At 69.1% G+C, this 17,705-nt stretch carries 16 protein-coding genes; 9 read left to right on the top strand and 7 right to left on the bottom strand.

The annotated features are described in order from the left end of the window. The first annotated feature begins 52 nt into the window (after positions 1-52). The 5 genes from PVT71_RS11755 to mltG all read left to right on the top strand — a co-directional run bounded on the left by PVT71_RS11755 (position 53) and on the right by mltG (position 5,816). Positions 53-997, top strand: a complete 945-nt coding sequence (locus PVT71_RS11755; protein WP_353471973.1) for a LysR family transcriptional regulator — start codon at positions 53-55, stop codon at positions 995-997. Between the two features lie 140 nt (positions 998-1,137). Continuing rightward, positions 1,138-2,421 (top strand): DUF3422 domain-containing protein, encoded by a 1,284-nt coding sequence (locus PVT71_RS11760; protein ID WP_353471974.1) that lies wholly within the window; start codon positions 1,138-1,140, stop codon positions 2,419-2,421. A gap of 85 nt (positions 2,422-2,506) precedes the next feature. Beyond that, a complete protein-coding gene (locus PVT71_RS11765; RefSeq protein WP_353471975.1) occupies positions 2,507-3,301 on the top strand; it encodes a glycosyl transferase in 795 nt (264 codons plus the stop codon). Positions 3,302-3,394: 93 nt separating this feature from the next. Beyond that, positions 3,395-4,654, top strand: a complete 1,260-nt coding sequence (gene fabF, locus PVT71_RS11770) for a beta-ketoacyl-ACP synthase II (protein WP_353471976.1) — start codon at positions 3,395-3,397, stop codon at positions 4,652-4,654. 1 nt (position 4,655) lies between these two features. Next, positions 4,656-5,816, top strand: coding sequence for an endolytic transglycosylase MltG (mltG, locus tag PVT71_RS11775; protein ID WP_353471977.1), 1,161 nt, complete (start codon positions 4,656-4,658; stop codon positions 5,814-5,816). 91 nt (positions 5,817-5,907) lie between these two features. Here the strand turns inward: mltG and rsmA are convergent, their stop codons facing one another. The 6 genes from rsmA to lptF form a co-directional block, all read right to left on the bottom strand. Continuing rightward, positions 5,908-6,747, bottom strand: coding sequence for a 16S rRNA (adenine(1518)-N(6)/adenine(1519)-N(6))-dimethyltransferase RsmA (gene rsmA, locus PVT71_RS11780; RefSeq protein ID WP_353471978.1), 840 nt, complete (start codon positions 6,745-6,747; stop codon positions 5,908-5,910). A 67-nt stretch (positions 6,748-6,814) separates the two neighbouring features. Further along, the gene (gene pdxA, locus PVT71_RS11785) at positions 6,815-7,789 is read right to left on the bottom strand and encodes a 4-hydroxythreonine-4-phosphate dehydrogenase PdxA (protein WP_353471979.1); all 975 of its coding nucleotides are present in this window, start codon (positions 7,787-7,789) and stop codon (positions 6,815-6,817) included. After that, positions 7,786-9,012, bottom strand: a complete 1,227-nt coding sequence (locus PVT71_RS11790; protein WP_353471980.1) for a peptidylprolyl isomerase — start codon at positions 9,010-9,012, stop codon at positions 7,786-7,788. The genes pdxA and PVT71_RS11790 overlap by 4 nt, the downstream gene beginning before the upstream one ends. Beyond that, positions 9,003-11,168 (bottom strand): LPS assembly protein LptD, encoded by a 2,166-nt coding sequence (lptD, locus tag PVT71_RS11795; RefSeq protein WP_353471981.1) that lies wholly within the window; start codon positions 11,166-11,168, stop codon positions 9,003-9,005. Before lptD ends, PVT71_RS11790 begins: the two co-directional genes overlap by 10 nt. Further along, the gene (gene lptG / locus PVT71_RS11800; protein ID WP_353471982.1) at positions 11,165-12,259 is read right to left on the bottom strand and encodes an LPS export ABC transporter permease LptG; all 1,095 of its coding nucleotides are present in this window, start codon (positions 12,257-12,259) and stop codon (positions 11,165-11,167) included. Before lptG ends, lptD begins: the two co-directional genes overlap by 4 nt. Continuing rightward, on the bottom strand, positions 12,256-13,377 hold the full coding sequence (gene lptF, locus PVT71_RS11805; RefSeq protein WP_353473875.1) for an LPS export ABC transporter permease LptF: 1,122 nt from the start codon (positions 13,375-13,377) through the stop codon (positions 12,256-12,258). Before lptF ends, lptG begins: the two co-directional genes overlap by 4 nt. A 153-nt stretch (positions 13,378-13,530) precedes the next feature. Here lptF and PVT71_RS11810 point away from each other — a divergent pair, with 153 nt between their 5' ends. The 4 genes from PVT71_RS11810 to PVT71_RS11825 all read left to right on the top strand — a co-directional run bounded on the left by PVT71_RS11810 (position 13,531) and on the right by PVT71_RS11825 (position 17,080). Next, positions 13,531-15,003 carry a leucyl aminopeptidase gene (locus PVT71_RS11810; protein ID WP_353471983.1) on the top strand — a complete coding sequence of 491 codons (1,473 nt, stop codon included), beginning with the start codon at positions 13,531-13,533 and terminating at the stop codon, positions 15,001-15,003. Between the two features lie 3 nt (positions 15,004-15,006). After that, complete coding sequence (locus PVT71_RS11815) at positions 15,007-15,438, top strand: VOC family protein (RefSeq protein WP_353471984.1); 432 nt, start codon at positions 15,007-15,009, stop codon at positions 15,436-15,438. 5 nt (positions 15,439-15,443) lie between these two features. Continuing rightward, complete coding sequence (locus PVT71_RS11820) at positions 15,444-15,902, top strand: DNA polymerase III subunit chi (RefSeq protein ID WP_353471985.1); 459 nt, start codon at positions 15,444-15,446, stop codon at positions 15,900-15,902. Between the two features lie 518 nt (positions 15,903-16,420). Further along, complete coding sequence (locus tag PVT71_RS11825; protein ID WP_353471986.1) at positions 16,421-17,080, top strand: Crp/Fnr family transcriptional regulator; 660 nt, start codon at positions 16,421-16,423, stop codon at positions 17,078-17,080. 12 nt (positions 17,081-17,092) lie between these two features. On the opposite strand, the gene PVT71_RS11830 is transcribed toward PVT71_RS11825, so the two are convergent. Beyond that, entirely contained in the window at positions 17,093-17,677 is a 585-nt protein-coding gene (locus PVT71_RS11830; RefSeq protein ID WP_353471987.1) for a TIGR02281 family clan AA aspartic protease, read from the bottom strand. Positions 17,678-17,705 lie beyond the last annotated feature (28 nt).

A 17,705-nucleotide genomic window follows, 5' to 3' on the forward strand; every position in this document is an offset into this window, starting at 1 on the left:
AGGGCTGCCGAGGTCATATGAGAAGTCGATTGTTTGTATTATCGTAATTCGCATGGCGAATTTGGCGAGCTTCGATCTCAACCTCCTGCGCGTGCTCGACGCGCTGCTGCGCGAGCGCTCGACGGTGCGTGCCGGGCAGAGGCTGGGCCTGTCGCAGCCGGCGGTCTCGGCGGCGCTGGGGCGGCTGCGCGGGGGGCTCGAGGACGAGCTCTTCTTCCGCCGCGGTCAGGGGCTCGAGCCGACACGCTACGCGCTGAGCCTCGAGGGGCCGCTGCGCGAGGTGCTGGGCGGGGTCGAGGCCCTGCTGGCGCGGCCCGAGGCGTTCCGGCCCGAGCAGTCCGAGGCGCGGTTCCGCATCTCGGGGGCCGACTTCTTTGCCGAGATGCTGATGCCGCAACTGGCCGAGCGGCTGGCGCGCTGCGCGCCGCGCATGCTGGTGCATCTCGTCGACCTGGTGCCCGACAGCTACGTCGGCACGCTCGAGCGCTACGAGGTCGATCTTGCGCTCATCCCGCGCGAGGGCGAGCTGCCCGATTGGGTGATGCGCGAGCGGGTCTTCGCCGCGCCCTTCGTGGTGGTCGCCCGCAAGGGCCATCCGCGGCTGGCGCGGGCGGGGATCGCGCCGGACGCGGTCATTCCGCTCGACCTCTACTGCGACCTTGGCCACGTGCTCTTCTCGCCCGAGGGGCGGACCGGCGCCATGGGCGATGCCGCGCTGGCGCGGCTCGGGCGGCAGCGGCGGGTGGTGATGACCATGCCGGTCTTTGCCGGGGTCTACCGGGCGGTGGCGGGCTCGGATCTGGTGGCGCTCCTGCCGGTGCAGCTGGCGCGGCGGGTGGCGGCGGATGCGGGGCTCGAGATCTACGCGGCGCCGATGCCGCTGCCCGCGCCCGAGATCCTGATGATCTGGCACAGGCGCGAGGAGGCCCGCGCCGACCTTGCCTGGCTGCGGGCCGAGATCGCCGCGCTTCTGACCCCGCTCGACGGCATGGCGTGAGCGCAACCATGCGCCGGGAGCAGGGGCGGCTTCACGCGGTATACGAATGTATTCAGTTAATTACATGATATAGAAGGATTAATTCCTTTACATCGGACGGGGTGACGCTAGTGTCGCGGCAACATTCCGGAGCCTGTCCCATGCCGCCCATCCAGGATCACCCGCTGCGCTACGAGCTTGCCAACGAGCTTCACGCAAGACCCTTTCCCTCGCTCGAGGTGCCGTGCCGGGCGATCTACCTCGCGATCAAGCGGCCCAACGATGCTGCCTCGCGCGACCGGAACGAGGACCTCGCGCACCTGATCGACCTGCTCGACCGGCACGGGGCGCAGCACCCGCAGCCCGACGCCCGGCACTACGCCGGGCGGATCGGCAAGGCCGACATCAAGTGGGAGCTGCACACCGAGTTCGTGACCTACACCGCCTTCCTGCCGGGGCTCGGCGACGTGCCCTTCGATCCGCGCGACCTCGGGATCTTCCCCAGCGACTGGCTCGAGACCATGCCCGGCGTGCGGATGACCTCGGCGCTGATCCGCGTCGAGCACCGCCCGGCCGACACGGCGAAGATGAATGCCGCGCTTGCCGAGTGGTTCGTGCCCGACAGCATCGCCGTGAGCCGGATGCTCGACGACGCGCTGGTGGTGGCGGGGGACTTCCGCATCGACCCGGCGGGGCACCAGCGCTTTGCCGTCTTCGTCAGCCCGGGCGTCGGCGCGCAGCGGGTGGGCCGCGTCGTGCAGCGCATCTGCGAGATCGAGGTCTACAAGACCATGGCCATGCTCGGCTTCACCCGGGTCAGCGCGATCCGCGCCGACCTGACCCGCATCGACGAGAACCTCACCCGGCTCTCGACCGAGATGACCCATGGCGATGCCCCCGAAGAGGAGGTGCTGAAGGCGCTGCTCGGCGTGTCGTCGGAGCTCGAGACGGTGCAGGCGCAGAGCGCCTTCCGGCTTTCCGCCACCGCCGCCTACGAGGCGCTGGTCAACCAGCGCATCGCCGTGCTGCGCGAGGAACGCTTCGAGGGGCGGCAGACCTTCCGCGAGTTCATGGCCCGGCGGTTCGAGCCCGCCATGCGCACGGTCAAGAGCAGCGAGAAGCGGCTGGCCGACATGTCGGCGCGGGCGATGCGCGCGGGCGAGCTGCTGCGCACCAGCGTCGAGGTCAAGCGCTCGGCGCAGAACCAGGAGATCCTCGCCAGCCTCGACCGTCGCGCCGACCAGCAGTTGCAGTTGCAGACCACGGTCGAGGGGCTGTCGGTGGTGGCGATCTCCTACTACGCGGTCTCGCTGGTGGGCTACCTGCTCTACCCGCTGGCGGACGCGGTCGGCATCTCGAAGGGCACGCTCACCGCCATGGCGGTGCTGCCGGTCGTGGTGCTGGTCTGGTTCGGGATCCGGCGCATCCGGCACTCGGTCCACTAGCCCCGCGCGGCGCTTTTCCCATGAGAGGTTGGCACTTGCCCGCGCTTTGGGCTAAAGCGCTGGCAAGAACGACCCGGAGAGCACCATGCACGCCAATATCTTCTGCATCAAATGGGGCACGGCCTTTGGCCCGGAATACGTGAACCGGCTCTATTCCGGCGTGCGTCGCCACATGGACCGGCCGGTGCGCTTCTTCTGCATGACCGAGCACGCCGAGGGGCTGCACCCCGACATCGAGATCATCGACCTGCCGGTCGAGCCCTTCGCCGAGCCCATGGCCGCCGCGCTCGCCGTGGCCAACCGGCAGGGCGCGATGCGCAAGGTCTCGCTGTTCCGCCCCGGGCTCGTGCCCGATCTCGAGGGGCCGGTGCTGGGCTTCGATCTCGACGTCGTGATCACCGGCCCGCTCGGTGAGATTCACGATCTTGCGCCCGGCACCATCGCCATGCGCCACGACTGGACGGAAAAGCGCAAGGGCCGGCCCACCGGGCACGGCTCGGTCTTCCGCTTCGACCCGGCGCAACATGGCTTCCTCTACGAGGATCTGGCCGCCAACGCCTATGCCGAGGTCGAGAGGGCCCGCGGCTCCGAGCAGCGCTACACCTCGCACAAGGCGATGGATCGTGGCGTTTTCACTTATATCCCCGACCCTTGGGTCGTGTCCTTCAAGTATGACTGCAACCCGTTCCCGGGCAACTGGCTGCGCGCGCCGCGCCTGCCCGAGGACGCCCGCGTGGTCTGCTTCCATGGCCATCCCAAAATGCCCGAGGCGCTCGAGGGCTATGGCGGCAGCCTGATCCGCCATTCGAAGCCCTGCGCCTGGCTGCGCGAGCACTGGATCGACCGCGCACGCGCGGATCTCGGCCCGGAATGGGCCTGATCCGGCACGAAATTAACCGTTATGCTTGCCGAGCAAGCCGCCCGCGCGGTATGAGCGGCGTCAACATTGGGAACTTGAAAGAGAGGCAGAGCAATGCGTCGCGTTGTGGTTACCGGGCTGGGGCTTGTCACGCCGCTGGCGGACGGTGTCGAGAAAAGCTGGGAACGTATTCTGGGCGGGCAATCCGGTGCCGGGCCGATCAAGGGCTTCGACACCACGGGCCTCACCACCACCTATGCCTGCGAAGTTCCGCTCGGCGATGGCTCTGACGGCACGTTCAACGCCGATGCCTACCTCGAGCCGAAAGAGCAGCGCAAGGTCGACACCTTCATCCTCTTCGGCATGGCGGCCGCGCAGCAGGCGGTCGAGGATTCCGGCTGGATGCCGACAGGGAAGGAAGACCAGGAACGCACCGGCGTGCTGATCGGCTCGGGCATCGGCGGGCTCAACTCGATCGCCAACACCGCCGTCATGATGGAAGAGAAGGGCCCGCGCCGCGTGTCGCCGTTCTTCGTTCCGGGCGCGCTGATCAACCTCATCTCGGGCCAGGTCTCGATCAAGTACGGCTTCCGCGGACCGAACCACTCGGTGGTGACCGCCTGCTCGACCGGCGCCCATGCCATCGGCGACGCGATGCGCCTGATCCGCTACGGCGATGCCGACGTGATGGTCGCGGGCGGCGCCGAGGCGGCGATCTGCCGGATCGGCATCGCCGGCTTCAACGCCTGCAAGGCGCTCTCGACCAAGCGCGCCGACGATCCCACCAAGGCCAGCCGCCCCTATGACGCCGACCGCGACGGTTTCGTCATGGGCGAGGGCGCGGGCATCGTCGTGCTCGAGGAATACGAGCACGCCAAGGCGCGCGGCGCGAAGATCTACGCCGAGGTGCTCGGCTACGGCCTCTCGGGCGACGCCTATCACATCACCGCGCCTTCCGAGGATGGCGACGGCGCGCTGCGCTCGATGACCGCGGCGCTGAAGTCGGCCGGTCTCGAGCCGGGCCAGATCGACTACATCAACGCCCACGGCACCTCGACCATGGCCGACACGATCGAGCTTGGCGCGGTCGAGAAGCTGCTCGGCGAACATGCCTCCAGCGTGACCATGTCCTCGACCAAGTCGGCGACCGGCCACCTGCTCGGCGCCGCCGGTGCCATCGAGGCGATCTTCTCGATCCTTGCGATCCGCGACCAGGTCGCGCCGCCGACGATCAACCTCGACAACCCGGCGGTGGAAACGCCGATCGACCTCGCGCCCAATGCCAAGCGCGCACGCAAGATCGACTACGCGCTCTCCAACAGCTTCGGCTTCGGCGGCACCAACGCGAGCGTGATCTTCGGGAAGGTCAGCTGAGATGTGGCGCAACATCGCCTCAAACGCGATGACCTTCCTCGTCGTGCTCGTCTTCCTCGCCGGGGGCCTGCTGCTCTGGGCGCAGAACGAGTACAACGCGGAAGGGCCCCTGGCGCAGCCGATCTGCCTGCAGGTGCAGCGCGGCTCGAACTTCGGCCGCGTCTCGCGTGACCTTGCCGAACAGGGGGCGGTCAGCTCGGACATGCTGTTCCGCCTCGGCGCGGATTACACCGAGAAGACCGGCGCGCTGAAGGCGGGCTCCTACCTCGTGCCCGAGCGCGCCTCCATGTCGCAGATCACCGAGATCGTCACCAAGGGCGGCGCCTCGACCTGCGGCACCGAGGTGGTCTACCGCATTGGCGTGAACACGGCGCAGGTGCAGGTGCGCGAGCTCGACCCCGAGACCGGCCGCTACGTCGAGCGGATCGAGTTCGATCCCGCCAGCGAGGAGCCGCGCCCCGAGGGCTACGAGGCGATCCGCAGCGAGGTCGGCACGCGCTTCCGCGTGGCGCTGGCCGAGGGCGTGACCAGCTGGAAGGTGATCGAGGAGCTGGGCCTGATCGACATCCTCGAGGGCGAGGCCGGCGACCGGCCCGCCGAGGGCTCGCTCGCACCCGACAGCTACGAGATCAGCCCCGGCGACACGCGCGCCGACCTGGTCGCGCGGATGACCCAGGCGCAGGAGGCGATCCTCGCCGAGGCCTGGGCCAACCGTGCCGAGGGCGTGCCCTATGCCTCGCCCGAAGAGGCGCTGGTCATGGCCTCGATCGTCGAGAAGGAAACCGGTGTCGCCGAGGAGCGCCCGCTGGTGGCCTCGGTCTTCGTCAACCGGCTCGAGCGCGGCATGCGCCTGCAGACGGACCCAACGGTGATCTACGGCCTGACCAACGGCGAGGGCGTGCTGGGCCGTGGCCTGCGCCAGTCCGAGCTGCGCAAGGAGACGCCCTACAACACCTACGTGATCGCCGGCCTGCCGCCGACCCCGATCGCCAACCCGGGCCGCGCCAGCATCGAGGCGGCGCTGAACCCGGCGCAGTCCGACTTCCTCTACTTCGTGGCGGACGGCACCGGCGGCCATGCCTTCGCGGCGACGCTCGAAGAGCACAACCGCAACGTCGCCAACTGGCGCAAGATCGAGGCGGAGAAGCCGCAGGGCAACTGAGCCCGCGGCGCGGAAACGGCAAAGGCCGGGCGTGACGCCCGGCCTTTTTCATTCAGGCGCGCTGCAAAGGCGTGCCAGCCCGGAGCCAGGATCAGCCCTTCAGCACCCGCGCCAGCGCGCAGAACTGCTCGAGCGAGACCTGCTCGGCGCGCTCGGTGGGCTCGATGCCCGCGGCCAGGAGCTTCTCCTCGATGTCCGGCGCCAGCCCCTTCAGCGCAGCGCGCAGCATCTTGCGGCGCTGGTTGAAGGCCATGGCGACGACGCGCTCGAGCGTCTTGGCATCGGCGGGATAGCGCGGCTCGGGCAGGGCCTTGAGGTGCACCACGGCCGAGGAGACCTTGGGCGGCGGGGTGAAGGCCGAGGGCGGCAGGCTGATCACGATGCGCGCCTCGCAGCGCCACTGTGCCAGCAGCGCCAGCCGGCCGTAGGCCTTGGATCCCGGCTGCGCCACGATGCGCTCGGCGACCTCGCGCTGGAACATCAGCGTCAGCGTCGACCAGAACGGCGGCCAGTCGGTCGGGGTCAGCCAGCGCACCAGGAGTTCGGTGCCGACGTTGTAGGGCAGGTTGGCGCAGATCGCGATCGGCGGGGTCAGCTTTTCCAGCGGGTCGACCTGCAGCGCGTCGCCGTTGATCACCTCGAGCCGCCCGTCGTAATGCCGCGCGATCTCTTCGAGCGCCGGCAGGCAGCGTTCGTCCTTCTCGACCGCCAGCACCCGGCGTGCCCCCTCGGCCAGCAGCCCGCGGGTGAGACCGCCCGGACCGGGGCCGACCTCGAGCACGTCCATCCCCGAAAGATCCCCCGCCGCCCGCGCGATCTTGGCGGTGAGGTTGAGGTCCAGCAGGAAGTTCTGGCCCAGCGACTTCTTGGCGCTGAGCTGGTGCGTCGCGATCACCTCGCGCAGCGGAGGAAGGCCGTCGATCCCGCTCATGCTTTCATCTTTCCTTAAATACTCCGGGGTGAGCCCGCAGGGCGAGGGGCAGAGCCCCTCTATACCCTTACCCCCGTGCCGCGCCAGCCGAAAGCCCGGCAGCCATGCGCAGCGCCGCCAGCGTCGAGGAGGGGTTGGCGAGCCCCTTTCCCGCGATGTCGAAGGCGGTGCCGTGGTCGGGCGAGGTGCGCACGAAGGGCAGGCCGAGCGTGACGTTGACGCCCTCGTCGAAGCCCAGCGTCTTGACCGGGATCAGCGCCTGGTCGTGGTACATGCAGACCGCGACGTCGTAGCGGACGCGGGCGGCGGCGTGGAACATCGTGTCGGCGGGCAGCGGGCCGAGCAGCGTCATGCCCTCGGCGCGCAGCCGCTCGAGCAGCGGCGCGATCATCTCGATCTCCTGCATCCCCATGCGCCCGCCCTCGCCGGCGTGGGGGTTGAGCCCCGCGACGGCAATCCGCGGCTGCGCGATGCCGAAGCCCGCCATGGCGTCATGGGTGATCCTGAGCCGCGCCTCGAGCAGATCGGCGGTCAGCGCGTGCGGCACCTCCTCGAGCGCGATGTGGATGGTGGCGGGCACCACCTTCAGCTCGGGGCAGGCGAGCATCATGACGACCTCGGGCACGCCGCCGAGATGGGCGAGGAACTCGGTATGGCCGGGAAAGGCAAAGCCGCAGCCTTCGGCGAGCGCCTGTTTCGAGATCGGCAGGGTGCAGAGCGCCGCGGCCTCGCCCGAGAGGCAGAGCTGCACGCCGCGCTCGATCGCCGCGACCACCCCCGCCGCCTGCGCCGCCTGCGGCACGCCGGGCACGCGCGGCCCGGGCATCTCCTGCACCAGCACCGGCAGGCCGCGCGAGGCCGCCTCGGCCGCCTGCGCGGCGCGCTCGATCACCACGTGCGGCACGCGGCCCGGCAGGTGCCTGGGCTCGCCGATCCAGAAGAAGGGCAGCGAGGCCCCGAGCGCGGACCAGCAGGCCTCGGCCAGTTCCGGGCCGATCCCCGAGGGCTCGCCGCAGGACAGCGCGATGGGCGCCGGGCTCATCTCTCGACGATATGCGCGTTCGAGCGCAGCTGGGCGAGGTAGGCGTCGGCCATCTGGTTGAGCCGCGTGTTGCGCAGGCCCATGGTCACCTGCTGGCGGTCGGCATCCGCGGTCACCGCGGGCGTGCGGCTGCACAGCATGAGGAACATCAGCGTCTGCCCGTTCGAGCGGGTGAGCGCGGTCGACACCTCGCCGGGATCGAGCTTGGAAAGCTCGTAGGCGATGTCGGTCGGCACTTCCGCGGGCGGCAGCGACTGGCGCTGCAGCACCTCGGCCGGCTGGCCCTTGGCGACGCCGTAGAGATCGTCGCAGCGGTCGATCTTGCTGGCCAGCACGCGGGCCTTGGCCAGCGTCTCGGGGCTGCGGCCGCCGGCCATGTAATAGGTGGCGTAGTCGACCGAGGCGATCTCGGGCGCGGCATAGCCGCTCTCCTCGACTTCGCGCATCTGGAACAGCGCCACGGCGCCCTGGATCGGGATCGGGGCGGTGACCTCGCCCGGGGCGAGGCCGATCACCAGCGGGCGCAGCACCGGCGGCAGGGCCGAAAGCTCCTGCCAGGGCAGGCGGCCGCCCTCGCCGCGGGTCGCGGTGGCGGAATATTCGCGCGCGGCGGCCGAGAACTCGGCGGTCGAGCGGTAGCCCGAGATGCGCTCGGCAAGGCTCTGGACCTGCTGCTCGGTGCCGGGACGGATCGGGATGATGATCTCGGAGAGCAGCACGCGCACGTTCGAGCCGGTGCCGGTGCCGGTCAGGGCGCGGTCGACCTCCTCGTCGCTGACATTGGCGCGGGCCTGGAAGCGGCCCTGCACCAGCTGCCGCCAGGCAAAGCCGGCGCGCACGAAGTCGCGGAAGGTCTGCTCGTCGACGCCGTTCTGGCCGAGCAGGGTGATGAACTGTTCGAGGCTGAGGTTGCCGCGCTGCGCGAACTCGGCCATGCCGCCGCGGATCTCCTCGTCGGTGGGCTCGATGCCGGCATCCTTGGCGGCCTGCAGGCGCAGCCGGTCATCCACCAGCTGCTCGCGCGCGAGCTTCATCGGGTCGGCGCCGGAGTTCAGCACCTCGATCATCCGCGCGCGCTGCTGGATCTCGTAGTTGGTGATCACCATCTCGTCGACGAGGATCGCCGGCGCGAACAGGCTCTGCGCCGAGAGCGCCACGGGGGCGAAGGCGAGGCCGGCGGCACAGATGACGGAGCGGAGGAAACGGGCGGGGATCACTTGCATTGGCGTCGATACTCCTTGGCGCTTTCCGAGGTGCCGAAGCCGGTCAGGGCGACGGAGAGGCCATAATCGGTGGACGGTTCCAGGTTGGTCGAGGACGCGTATTTCCGCGTCACCGAGAAGTCGACCTGAACGCATTCATTGCGGTATTGCAGGCCGACGCCCGTGCGGTCAAGCCGTTGATCGGCAAGGTCGTAGCGCCATTCCGCCGAGCCGGTCCAGTTGGTGGCGAAGCGGTAGCTGCCCTCGAGCGACCATTCGGACTGGGTCTCGTCGCGCTCCTCGCCCGGATCCTGCACCAGCAGCAGGTAGGAGGCGCCGAGATCGATGCGCTCGTTGGACCAGTCGACGCGGGCCTCGGCCTTGTTCACGTCGCTCATCCCGACCAGCAGGCCGCGGGCCGAGATGGTGAGCCCGGAGTCGTTGCTGTAGCCGGCGGCGACCAGCCAGTCCGAGAGCGTGCTGTCGAGGCCCGAGGACTTGCTGAAATCCTCGTCGACCTCGCCCTGCCAGATCCGGCCGAGGGTGAGGCCCGCGCGCCAGCCCGCGGGGGCCTCGTGCAGCCAGCGCAGGCCGGCGGCAAGGCTGCGCCCGTGCTCGCGCCGGTCGGCGGCGGGGAAGCGTGACAGCGACAGCAGGTTGGCCTCGTCGAACTCGACCCGGGTGCTCTCGTCGGCGACGATGTTGACCCGGGTGCCGCCCATGATCCCGTATTGCATCACCGGCTCGAGCAGCGTGTGGCTGCCGTCGGCCGCGTGCTTGACCAGCGGCCAGCGCAGCTCGACCCCGAGCCCGCCCATGGCGCGCGACACGTCGCTGTCAGAACTGCTGTCCTGCCAGTAGGAATAGCGGTCGAACCAGAGCTCGGAGGTGAGGCCGAAGCGGATGCCGCCGTCGAGCGTCCAGCGCCGCCGCCAGCTCGCCTCGGCGGTGAGCCGCGCCACGTCGCGCCCGACGATGTCCTCGGACGAGGTCCGGTAATGGCCGTGCACCTCGGTGCCGAGCCGCAGCTCGCCGCCGATGCGGCTGGGGAAGAAGCGCTTCTCGTAGGAGGTGTCGACGATCCACGAGGGCAGCTCCGCGTCCTTTTCGGAGGCGCGCAGCGACTGGTAATGCGCCAGCTCGAGCCGCAGCAGGTCGTCGGCGCGGGCGCGCGACAGGTCGATGGTGCTGTCGAGCCGGTCGAGATCCTCGTAGTCGTAATCGTTGAGATAGGCCTCGTCGCTCACCGACTTGAGGTCGAAGTCGAGCCGGAAGTCGTTCTTCAGGCCAAAGCTGCCCTCGGCAAAGAGGTAGCCGCGGGTCTCGTCCGAGGTCAGCGTGTCGCGGGTCAGCGCGCCGTTCATCTCGACGTCGCCGTTCACGAAGGCGCGGCGGTAGCGCAGCTCCATCGTCTTGGTCACCGGCGAGATGTAGGGCGTGAAGGTGAGGTCCTGGTGATCGCCGATCGGCACGAAATAGGGCACCTTGACGCCGAAGCCGAGCAGCGTGGTGGTGCGGTAGGAGGGCACGAGGAAGCCGCGGGTGCGCTTCAGCGACGGGTCGGGCAGGCGCAGGCGGGGCGCCCAGAACACCGGCACGTCGAGCACGCGCAGTTGCGCGCCCTCGAAGTAGATCTGCTGCGCCTGCTGGTCGTGGACCACCCGCTGCGCGCGGATCGACCAGAGCGGCACCTCGTCGGCGCCGCAGACCTGGCAGGAGCTGACGGCGACGCGGCTGAGCTGGGTGAACCGTCCCTCGGCACGGCGCGCCTCGACGGCGGCGAGTTGCAGCTGCTCTTCCATCACCATGCGCGCGCCCGACAGGATGCCGTTGCGCATCCCCTCGTCGAGCTCTGCGCTCTCCGCCAGCAGGAGGTTGCCGGAGGCGTCGGTGATGCGGATCGGTCCCTCGATCTGCAGCGTGCCGGCCTTCTGGTCGTAGACGATGCGGCTTGCGGCAAGGCGGGTGCCGTCCTGCAGCGCCTCGACGTTGCCCTGCGCGATGAGCCGGCTGCCGTCCTCGACGAAGACCTCGTCGGCGACGAGGAAGGCCGGCCCGTCCCCGGTGGCCGGGGCGGTCTGGGTGCTGGTCTGCGCGCGCAGCGTCTCGGGCAGCGCGGCGGCAAGCGGCAGGCTCAGGGCCAGCGCCGCCGCGATGAGGCGGGTCTGGGGGGTCATCCTTCCTCCATCTGAAGCACCAGCCCCAGCGCGAGGAGCAGCGCGGCGACAGGCGGCACCCATGCCGCAAGCAGCGGATTGAGCTGCCCGTTTTCGCCGAGGATCTGCGCGAAGTTGCGGACGTAGTAAAGCCCGAAGCCGAGCATCACCGCGGCCAGCACGGCAAGCCCGGTGTTGGCAAGCCGCGCGGGACGCATGGTGAAGCCCGCGGCGACGAGCACCATGGCGACGAGGAAGATCGGCTGCGCCAGCTCGGATTGCAGCCAGACGATGTGGCGCCGGGCCGAGAATCCGGCCTCCTCGAGGCCGCGGATGAACGAGGGAAGCTCCCAGATCGGGATCGCCGACGGCTCGCCGAAACGGTCGCGGATGCCGTCCTGCGTGAGGTTCGAGGGCAGGCGCAGCTCGGCGAAGGTCTCGGCCGCCTGCTCGGGGTTGGCGGTGTCGCCGAGCGGCCAGGACTTGGCGTCGGTCAGCACCCAGCCGTTGTCCTCGAGCCGCGCGCTCTTTGCGACGATCCGCCGGTCGGGGCCGCCGCCGGGGGCGTAGGAGACGAAGCTGACGTCGTAGAGCACGCTGGCGTCGGGGTTTGTGCGGCTGGCGCGGATCACCGTCTGGCTGCCCTCGGTGCCCTGCCGCAGCCAGAGCCCCTCGGCGCTGATCGACAGCACCGAGCCGCCGTCGCTGTCCCATTCCTGCTCGAGGTCGGCGGCGCGTTTCGAGGTCGCGGCGACGATCGGGTTCAGCATCGCGACGGCGATCCCCGCGATCAGCAGCGCCACGCCGACCGGCCCCATCAGCGCGGCAAGCCCCGAGCGGCCGGCGGCGCGGCTGACCACCAGTTCCGAGCTGCGCGCCAGCGAGATGCAGAGCGAGATCGCCGCGAGGATCGTGACCAGCGGCAGGATCGAATAGGTGCCGCCGGGAAGGTTCAGCAGCGTCATGTGGATGACCTGCCCGAAGCTCACGGACTCGCCGAACTTGCGCAACTGCTCGACGAGGTCGACCATGAAGAAGAACAGCGCGAAGACGAAGGCGATGGCGAGGAAGAACTTCAGGAAGCGCCGGGCGAAGTAGAAGTGCAGGATCATGCCGCGGCTCCCGAGGTGGTGTCGCGCCGCCCCCGGCGCGGGCGGCGGTTGCGCGAGGCGGCCCAGATCATCGTGCCGCTGATCGCGAAGCCGATGAGGCTTGGCAGGTAGACCAGCGGCCAGAGCGCGGGATTGGCGCGCACCGGCGTCGAGACCGAGCTCTCGATGATCTTGATCAGCACCAGCAGGAAGATCGCGCCGACGATCTGCCGGGTGACGCCGAAGCGCGAGAAGCTGCCGGTCATCAGCGCCGCGTAGCCGATCAGCGCCGCGACGACGCAGAGCAGCGGCTGCTCGAAACGCATGTGCGCCTCTTCCAGCACCTCGCCGACGCTGTCGTTGACCTCGACCGCGACGGCCTCGGTGTCGGTCAGCAGCTCGAGCGTGCCGATCTGCCGGGCGCGGCGGCCCGGGGTGCGGTCGGGGGTGATCAGGCTCGAGATGTCGTAGGTGAGATCCTCGAAGGTGGTGGTCGACAGCGCGGTGTCCGACCGGCGCAGCGTCTGCGCGGTGCCCTCGACCATGGTCAGCATCGTGCTGCCCGCCTCGCCGCGGATGATGTAGGCGGTGCGGGCGGTGTAGATGACCTCGCGCTCGGGCTGGCGGCGGTCCGACAGGAAGACGTCGCGCAGTTCGCCCTCGGGCGAGATCTCGCGGATGTAGAAGGTCACGCCCTTCGTCGGGTGCAGGAAGGTGCCCTCGTGCAGCAGCCGGGCCGAGATCGAGCCCGATATCTCTGCCTCGCGCTGGCGCAGCTGGCCGTAGGAGAGCGGCACCAGCACATGCGCCAGCACCGCCATCATCGTGCCAATGATCAGCCCGAAGACCAGCACCGGCCGGGCCAGACGCCAGGGCGAATAGCCGGTGGCCTGCACCACGGTCAGCTCCGAATCGTTGCTCGAGCGGTTGATGACGTAGACCGAGGCGGCAAAGGCGGCGATCGGCAGCACGATGGCGATCACCGCGGGCAGGCTCAGCAGCGTGAACTCCAGGAAGATGCCACCCGAATGACCCTCGGCGATCAGGTCGCCGAACAGGCTCACAGCGCGGTTGACCCAGTAGACCATCACCAGAACCAGCGAGAAAAACCCGAACAGGATCATGAGCTGCGACAGCATGTATCTGTCGAATCTCTGCACTCGATTTCCCCCGGCTTTCCTTTGACGACGACCCTAGACGATCGGTCATCGCGGGAAAAGGTGCCTCTGGTCAAGCCGATTGCCGCGCTCTAGGACTCCCTGAACGGACACGTGAACAGGGAAGACAGGCGAATGACCGAGCTGCGCACATTCGAATTCTCGGCGGTGGATCTCGATACGCTGGCAGAACGCCAGGGCCGGATCGCGCTGCTGATCAATGCCGAGGGCCGGATGAGCCCCGGGGCGCGGCGCCTGAACCGGCTGACCAAGGGCACGCTGGCGCGCCTGCTGGCGGCGGAGCGCTGGGAGAAGGCGAAACCGGGCGAGGTGATCTCGCTGGCCTATCCCGCCGGGCTCGCCGCCGAGGCGCTGGACGTGGTGAAGCTGGAGCGCCGCCCGACCGTGGCCGAGGCGCGCAAGGCGGGCGCGGCGCTGGCCTCGGCGGTCGGCGGCAAGGCGCTCACCTTGGTCGGCGAGAGCACCGCGCGCCTGCCGCACCTCGCGCTGGCGCTGGCGCTGCGCGGCCACGCGGTGGTCAACCACAAGTCCGAGAGTGCCGAGACCCCGGCGCCCGCGACAATCCTCTGCGCCAAGCCCGAAGAGACCGGCAGGGCCGCGGCCTCGCTGCTGGCGGTGGCGGAGGGCGTCGCCTTCACCCGCGACCTCGTGAGCGAGCCGGCCAACGTGCTGACCACCGAGGAATTCGCGGCGCGGCTGCTGGCGCTGACCGAGCTCGGGATCGAGGTCGAGGTGCTGGAAGAGGCGCGCATGGCCGAGCTTGGCATGAACGCGCTTCTGGCCGTGGGGCAGGGTTCTGCCGCGCCGTCGAAGATGGTGGTCATGCGCTGGAAGGGCGCGGCGGGCGATCCGCTGGCGCTGGTCGGCAAGGGCGTGGTCTTCGACACCGGGGGCATCTCGCTGAAGCCGGGGCCGGGCATGGAGGACATGACCATGGACATGGGCGGCGCGGGCACCGTCGCGGGGGTGATGAAGGCCCTCGCGCTGCGCAAGGCCAAGGCGCATGTGGTCGGCCTCGTGGGCCTCGTCGAGAACATGCCCTCGGGCACGGCGATGCGCCCGGGCGACATCGTGAAGTCGATGAAGGGCGACACGATCGAGATCCTCAACACCGACGCCGAGGGGCGGCTCGTGCTCTGCGACGTGCTCTGGTACGCGCAGGAACACGTGAAGCCCGCCGCGATGGTGGACCTCGCCACGCTCACCGGCGCCTGCATCGTCGCGCTCGGCCACGAGAACGCGGCGGTCTTCTCCAACGAGGACGGCTTTGCCGAGGATTTCCTCAGGGCGGCGAAGACCGAGGGCGAGGGCGCCTGGCGAATGCCGCTGGCGCAGGCCTACGACGACATGCTGAAATCGCCGCTGGCGGACATGAAGAACATCGGCGGCCGTCCCGCGGGCTCGATCACCGCGGCGCAGTTCCTCAAGCGGTTCGTCCGGGACGAGATGCCGTGGATCCATCTCGACATCGCGGGCGTTGCAAAGCTGAAGGCGGCGTCGCTGCTGGCGCCTGCCGGGGCCACCGGCTGGGGCGTGCTGTCGCTCGACCGGCTGATCCGCGACCGCTTCGAGAGCAAGGACGACTGAGCCATGATCCTTCCCGCCCTGCGCTATCGCGACACCGAGGCGATGCTCGCCTTCCTCACCGGGGCCCTCGGGCTCGAGGAACACGCGGTCTATCGCGACGCGGAGGGCGGGATCATCCACGCGGAGCTGAGGCTCGGGACCGGCATGATCATGTTCGGCCCGGCCGCGCGCGAGAACGGGTTCGGCAAGCTCCTGGTCTCGCCCGGCGCCGCGGGCGGGGTCACCGGCACGATCTACGCGGTGGTGTCCAACGTCGCGGGGCATTATTCCCGCGCCGTGGCGGCGGGCGCCGAGATCGTGCTGCCGCTCGAGGAACAGCCCTACGGCGGGCAGAGCTACACGCTGCGCGACCCCGAGGGGCAGATCTGGACCTTCGGCGACTACCATCCCGAGGGCGATCACGACGGCGGTCACGACGCCAATCAGGAGGGCTGACCCCGATGGGCGTCGCGATGTTCTACCACCTCACCCAGCGGCCGGTCGAAGAGACTCTGTCGATGCTGCTCGAGAAGTCGCTGGCGGCGGGCTGGCGCGTCGCGGTGCGCGGCGGCAATCCGCGGCGGCTCGACTGGCTCGACGAACGGCTCTGGCTCGGCGCCGAGGACAGCTTCCTGCCGCATGGAAGGGCGGGCGGGCCGCATGACGCGGCGCAGCCGGTGCTGCTGACAGAGCGGGCCGAGATGCCGAACGGCGCCTCCTGCCTGATGACGCTCGACGGCGCGCAGGTCTCGCCCGAGGAGGTCGCAGCGCTGGAGCGGGTCTGCATCCTCTTCGACGGCAACGACATGGAAGCGCTCGACGCGGCCCGGGGGCAGTGGAAGGCGCTGACCGGCGCCGGGGTGACGGCCCAATACTGGTCCGAGGAAAGCGGCCGCTGGGAGAAGAAGGCCGAATCCTGAGGCCGCGCCGGGCGCCACGCGAAGAACACGCGCCGCCCACGCAAAAGCTGTGACGCTCGGACACGTTTGACAGATGAGCAGATTGCCGCTCATTCTGGGTCTTGCCGGCGTGCCGTGACATGTCACGGAAAAGAGACGGAAAAAATTTTGATTTTTGCGAAAAAAACCATGGTTATGTCGTCCCGCTTACACACCCCGGCAAAATATTTCCTACATGGTGCCTGCAAGTCCGACGGGCGCGACTCATGTCGTGCCGACAGCGACTGCCTCGAACGGATTTGTCCGCGAGAGGGTGAGGGTACACGAGTAACGGCCATTCCAGCGTCGTCTTCCGGGGTCGGATCCCTGGCGGGGCACTCCCGTCAATTCCGCCCGGGCCACGACGCCGGAATGGCCATTTGTCGGCAACGACGCTGGCGAGACCGGATGGTTTCCACGGGTGCCCGTGCGGGTGCCCGCAATTCCTTTGCGCATTTTTCCCTTGCGTCATCCGGTGAAGCCGCTATCGGACTGATTTCATGACAACTCCTATCGATTTTCGCCCATTGCTCGACTGCGCGCTCCTCAACGATCTGAGCGTCGAGAAGAAGGAAGCCTTCCTCGCGGAATGCACCGTCCAGCATTTCGAGGCACCCACCGACATCCTGCGACAGGGCGAGACCACGCCGGTCATGTACCTGATCGCGCGTGGCCGGGTGGAGGTGATCTACCTCGACAAGCAGGGCAATGCCGCGGTGCTGCACGTCGCCGGGCCCGGCGAGGTGCTGGGCGAGGTCGAGGGGCTTTCGGGGACGACCTGCTCGTCGACCTGCCGGACGCTGCCCGACGCGCTGGTGCTCTCGGCCTCGACCGAGCTCCTGCTCAAGCACATCCCGCCCGCGCTGCTCCTGCGCAACTCCGCCGCGATCATGCAGACCCGGCTGACCCGCGACAACGAGTTGCGCGCCATCGCGCAGTTCTTCTCGGTCGAGGAGCGGCTGCGCATGTACCTGCACCAGTTCACCACCGAGATGCACCGCGAGGCGCGGCTGAGCCAGTCCTACCTCGCCTCGATGGTGGGCTGCTCGCGCCAGACGATCAACAAGCTGCTGGGCGACCTGCGGCGCGACGGTCTGATCGAGATCCGCCGCGGCGCCATCGTGGTGATCGACCGCGCGGCGCTGAAGATCGAGGTCTGAGCCCGGAGGGGCTCAGCGCCGCTCCAGCACCATCTTCCCGCCCGAGATCTCGAGCCGGTCGAAGCGTTGCAGGTAGCTCATGCCGAGCAGCGAGTTGTCCATCTCGCCGCCGTTGACGAAGGCGGGCAGGTTGCGGTCCTCGAAACCGCCGAGCGCCACCCTGTCGAGCCGCACCGGCGCCGTCTCGACCGCGCCATTGGCGGTGCGGGCGCGGGAATGAAAGGCGAGATCCTCGCCGGTGAGGCCGACGCGCTCGGCATCCTCTTGGGTCAGCACCATGCCGGTGGCGCCGGTGTCGACCACGAAGCGCACCGGCGTACCGTTGATCTGCAGCGTCATGTAGTAGTGCCCGTCGGAGGCGCGCGGCAGCTCGATGCGGCCCTGCTCGGCGAAGACCGACTGCTGCGGCGCCACGGTGTGGCGGATGTCGTCCCAGAGCCCGATCGCGGCGATCGTGCCGAGGAAGATCAGCCCCCAGGCCGCAAGCTGCTGCAGCTTGCGGACGACCTGGCCGCGGTGTCTGACGAACATCCACAGCACCAGCGCCGCCAGCAGCAGGCCGAGATAGGTCAGCTGACCGAAATCAATTTCCGACAAATTCGCGCGCTCCCCTTGCTTCGGAAGC

It is taken from the genome of Salipiger sp. H15 (assembly GCF_040409955.1).
GTDB lineage: Bacteria > Pseudomonadota > Alphaproteobacteria > Rhodobacterales > Rhodobacteraceae > Salipiger.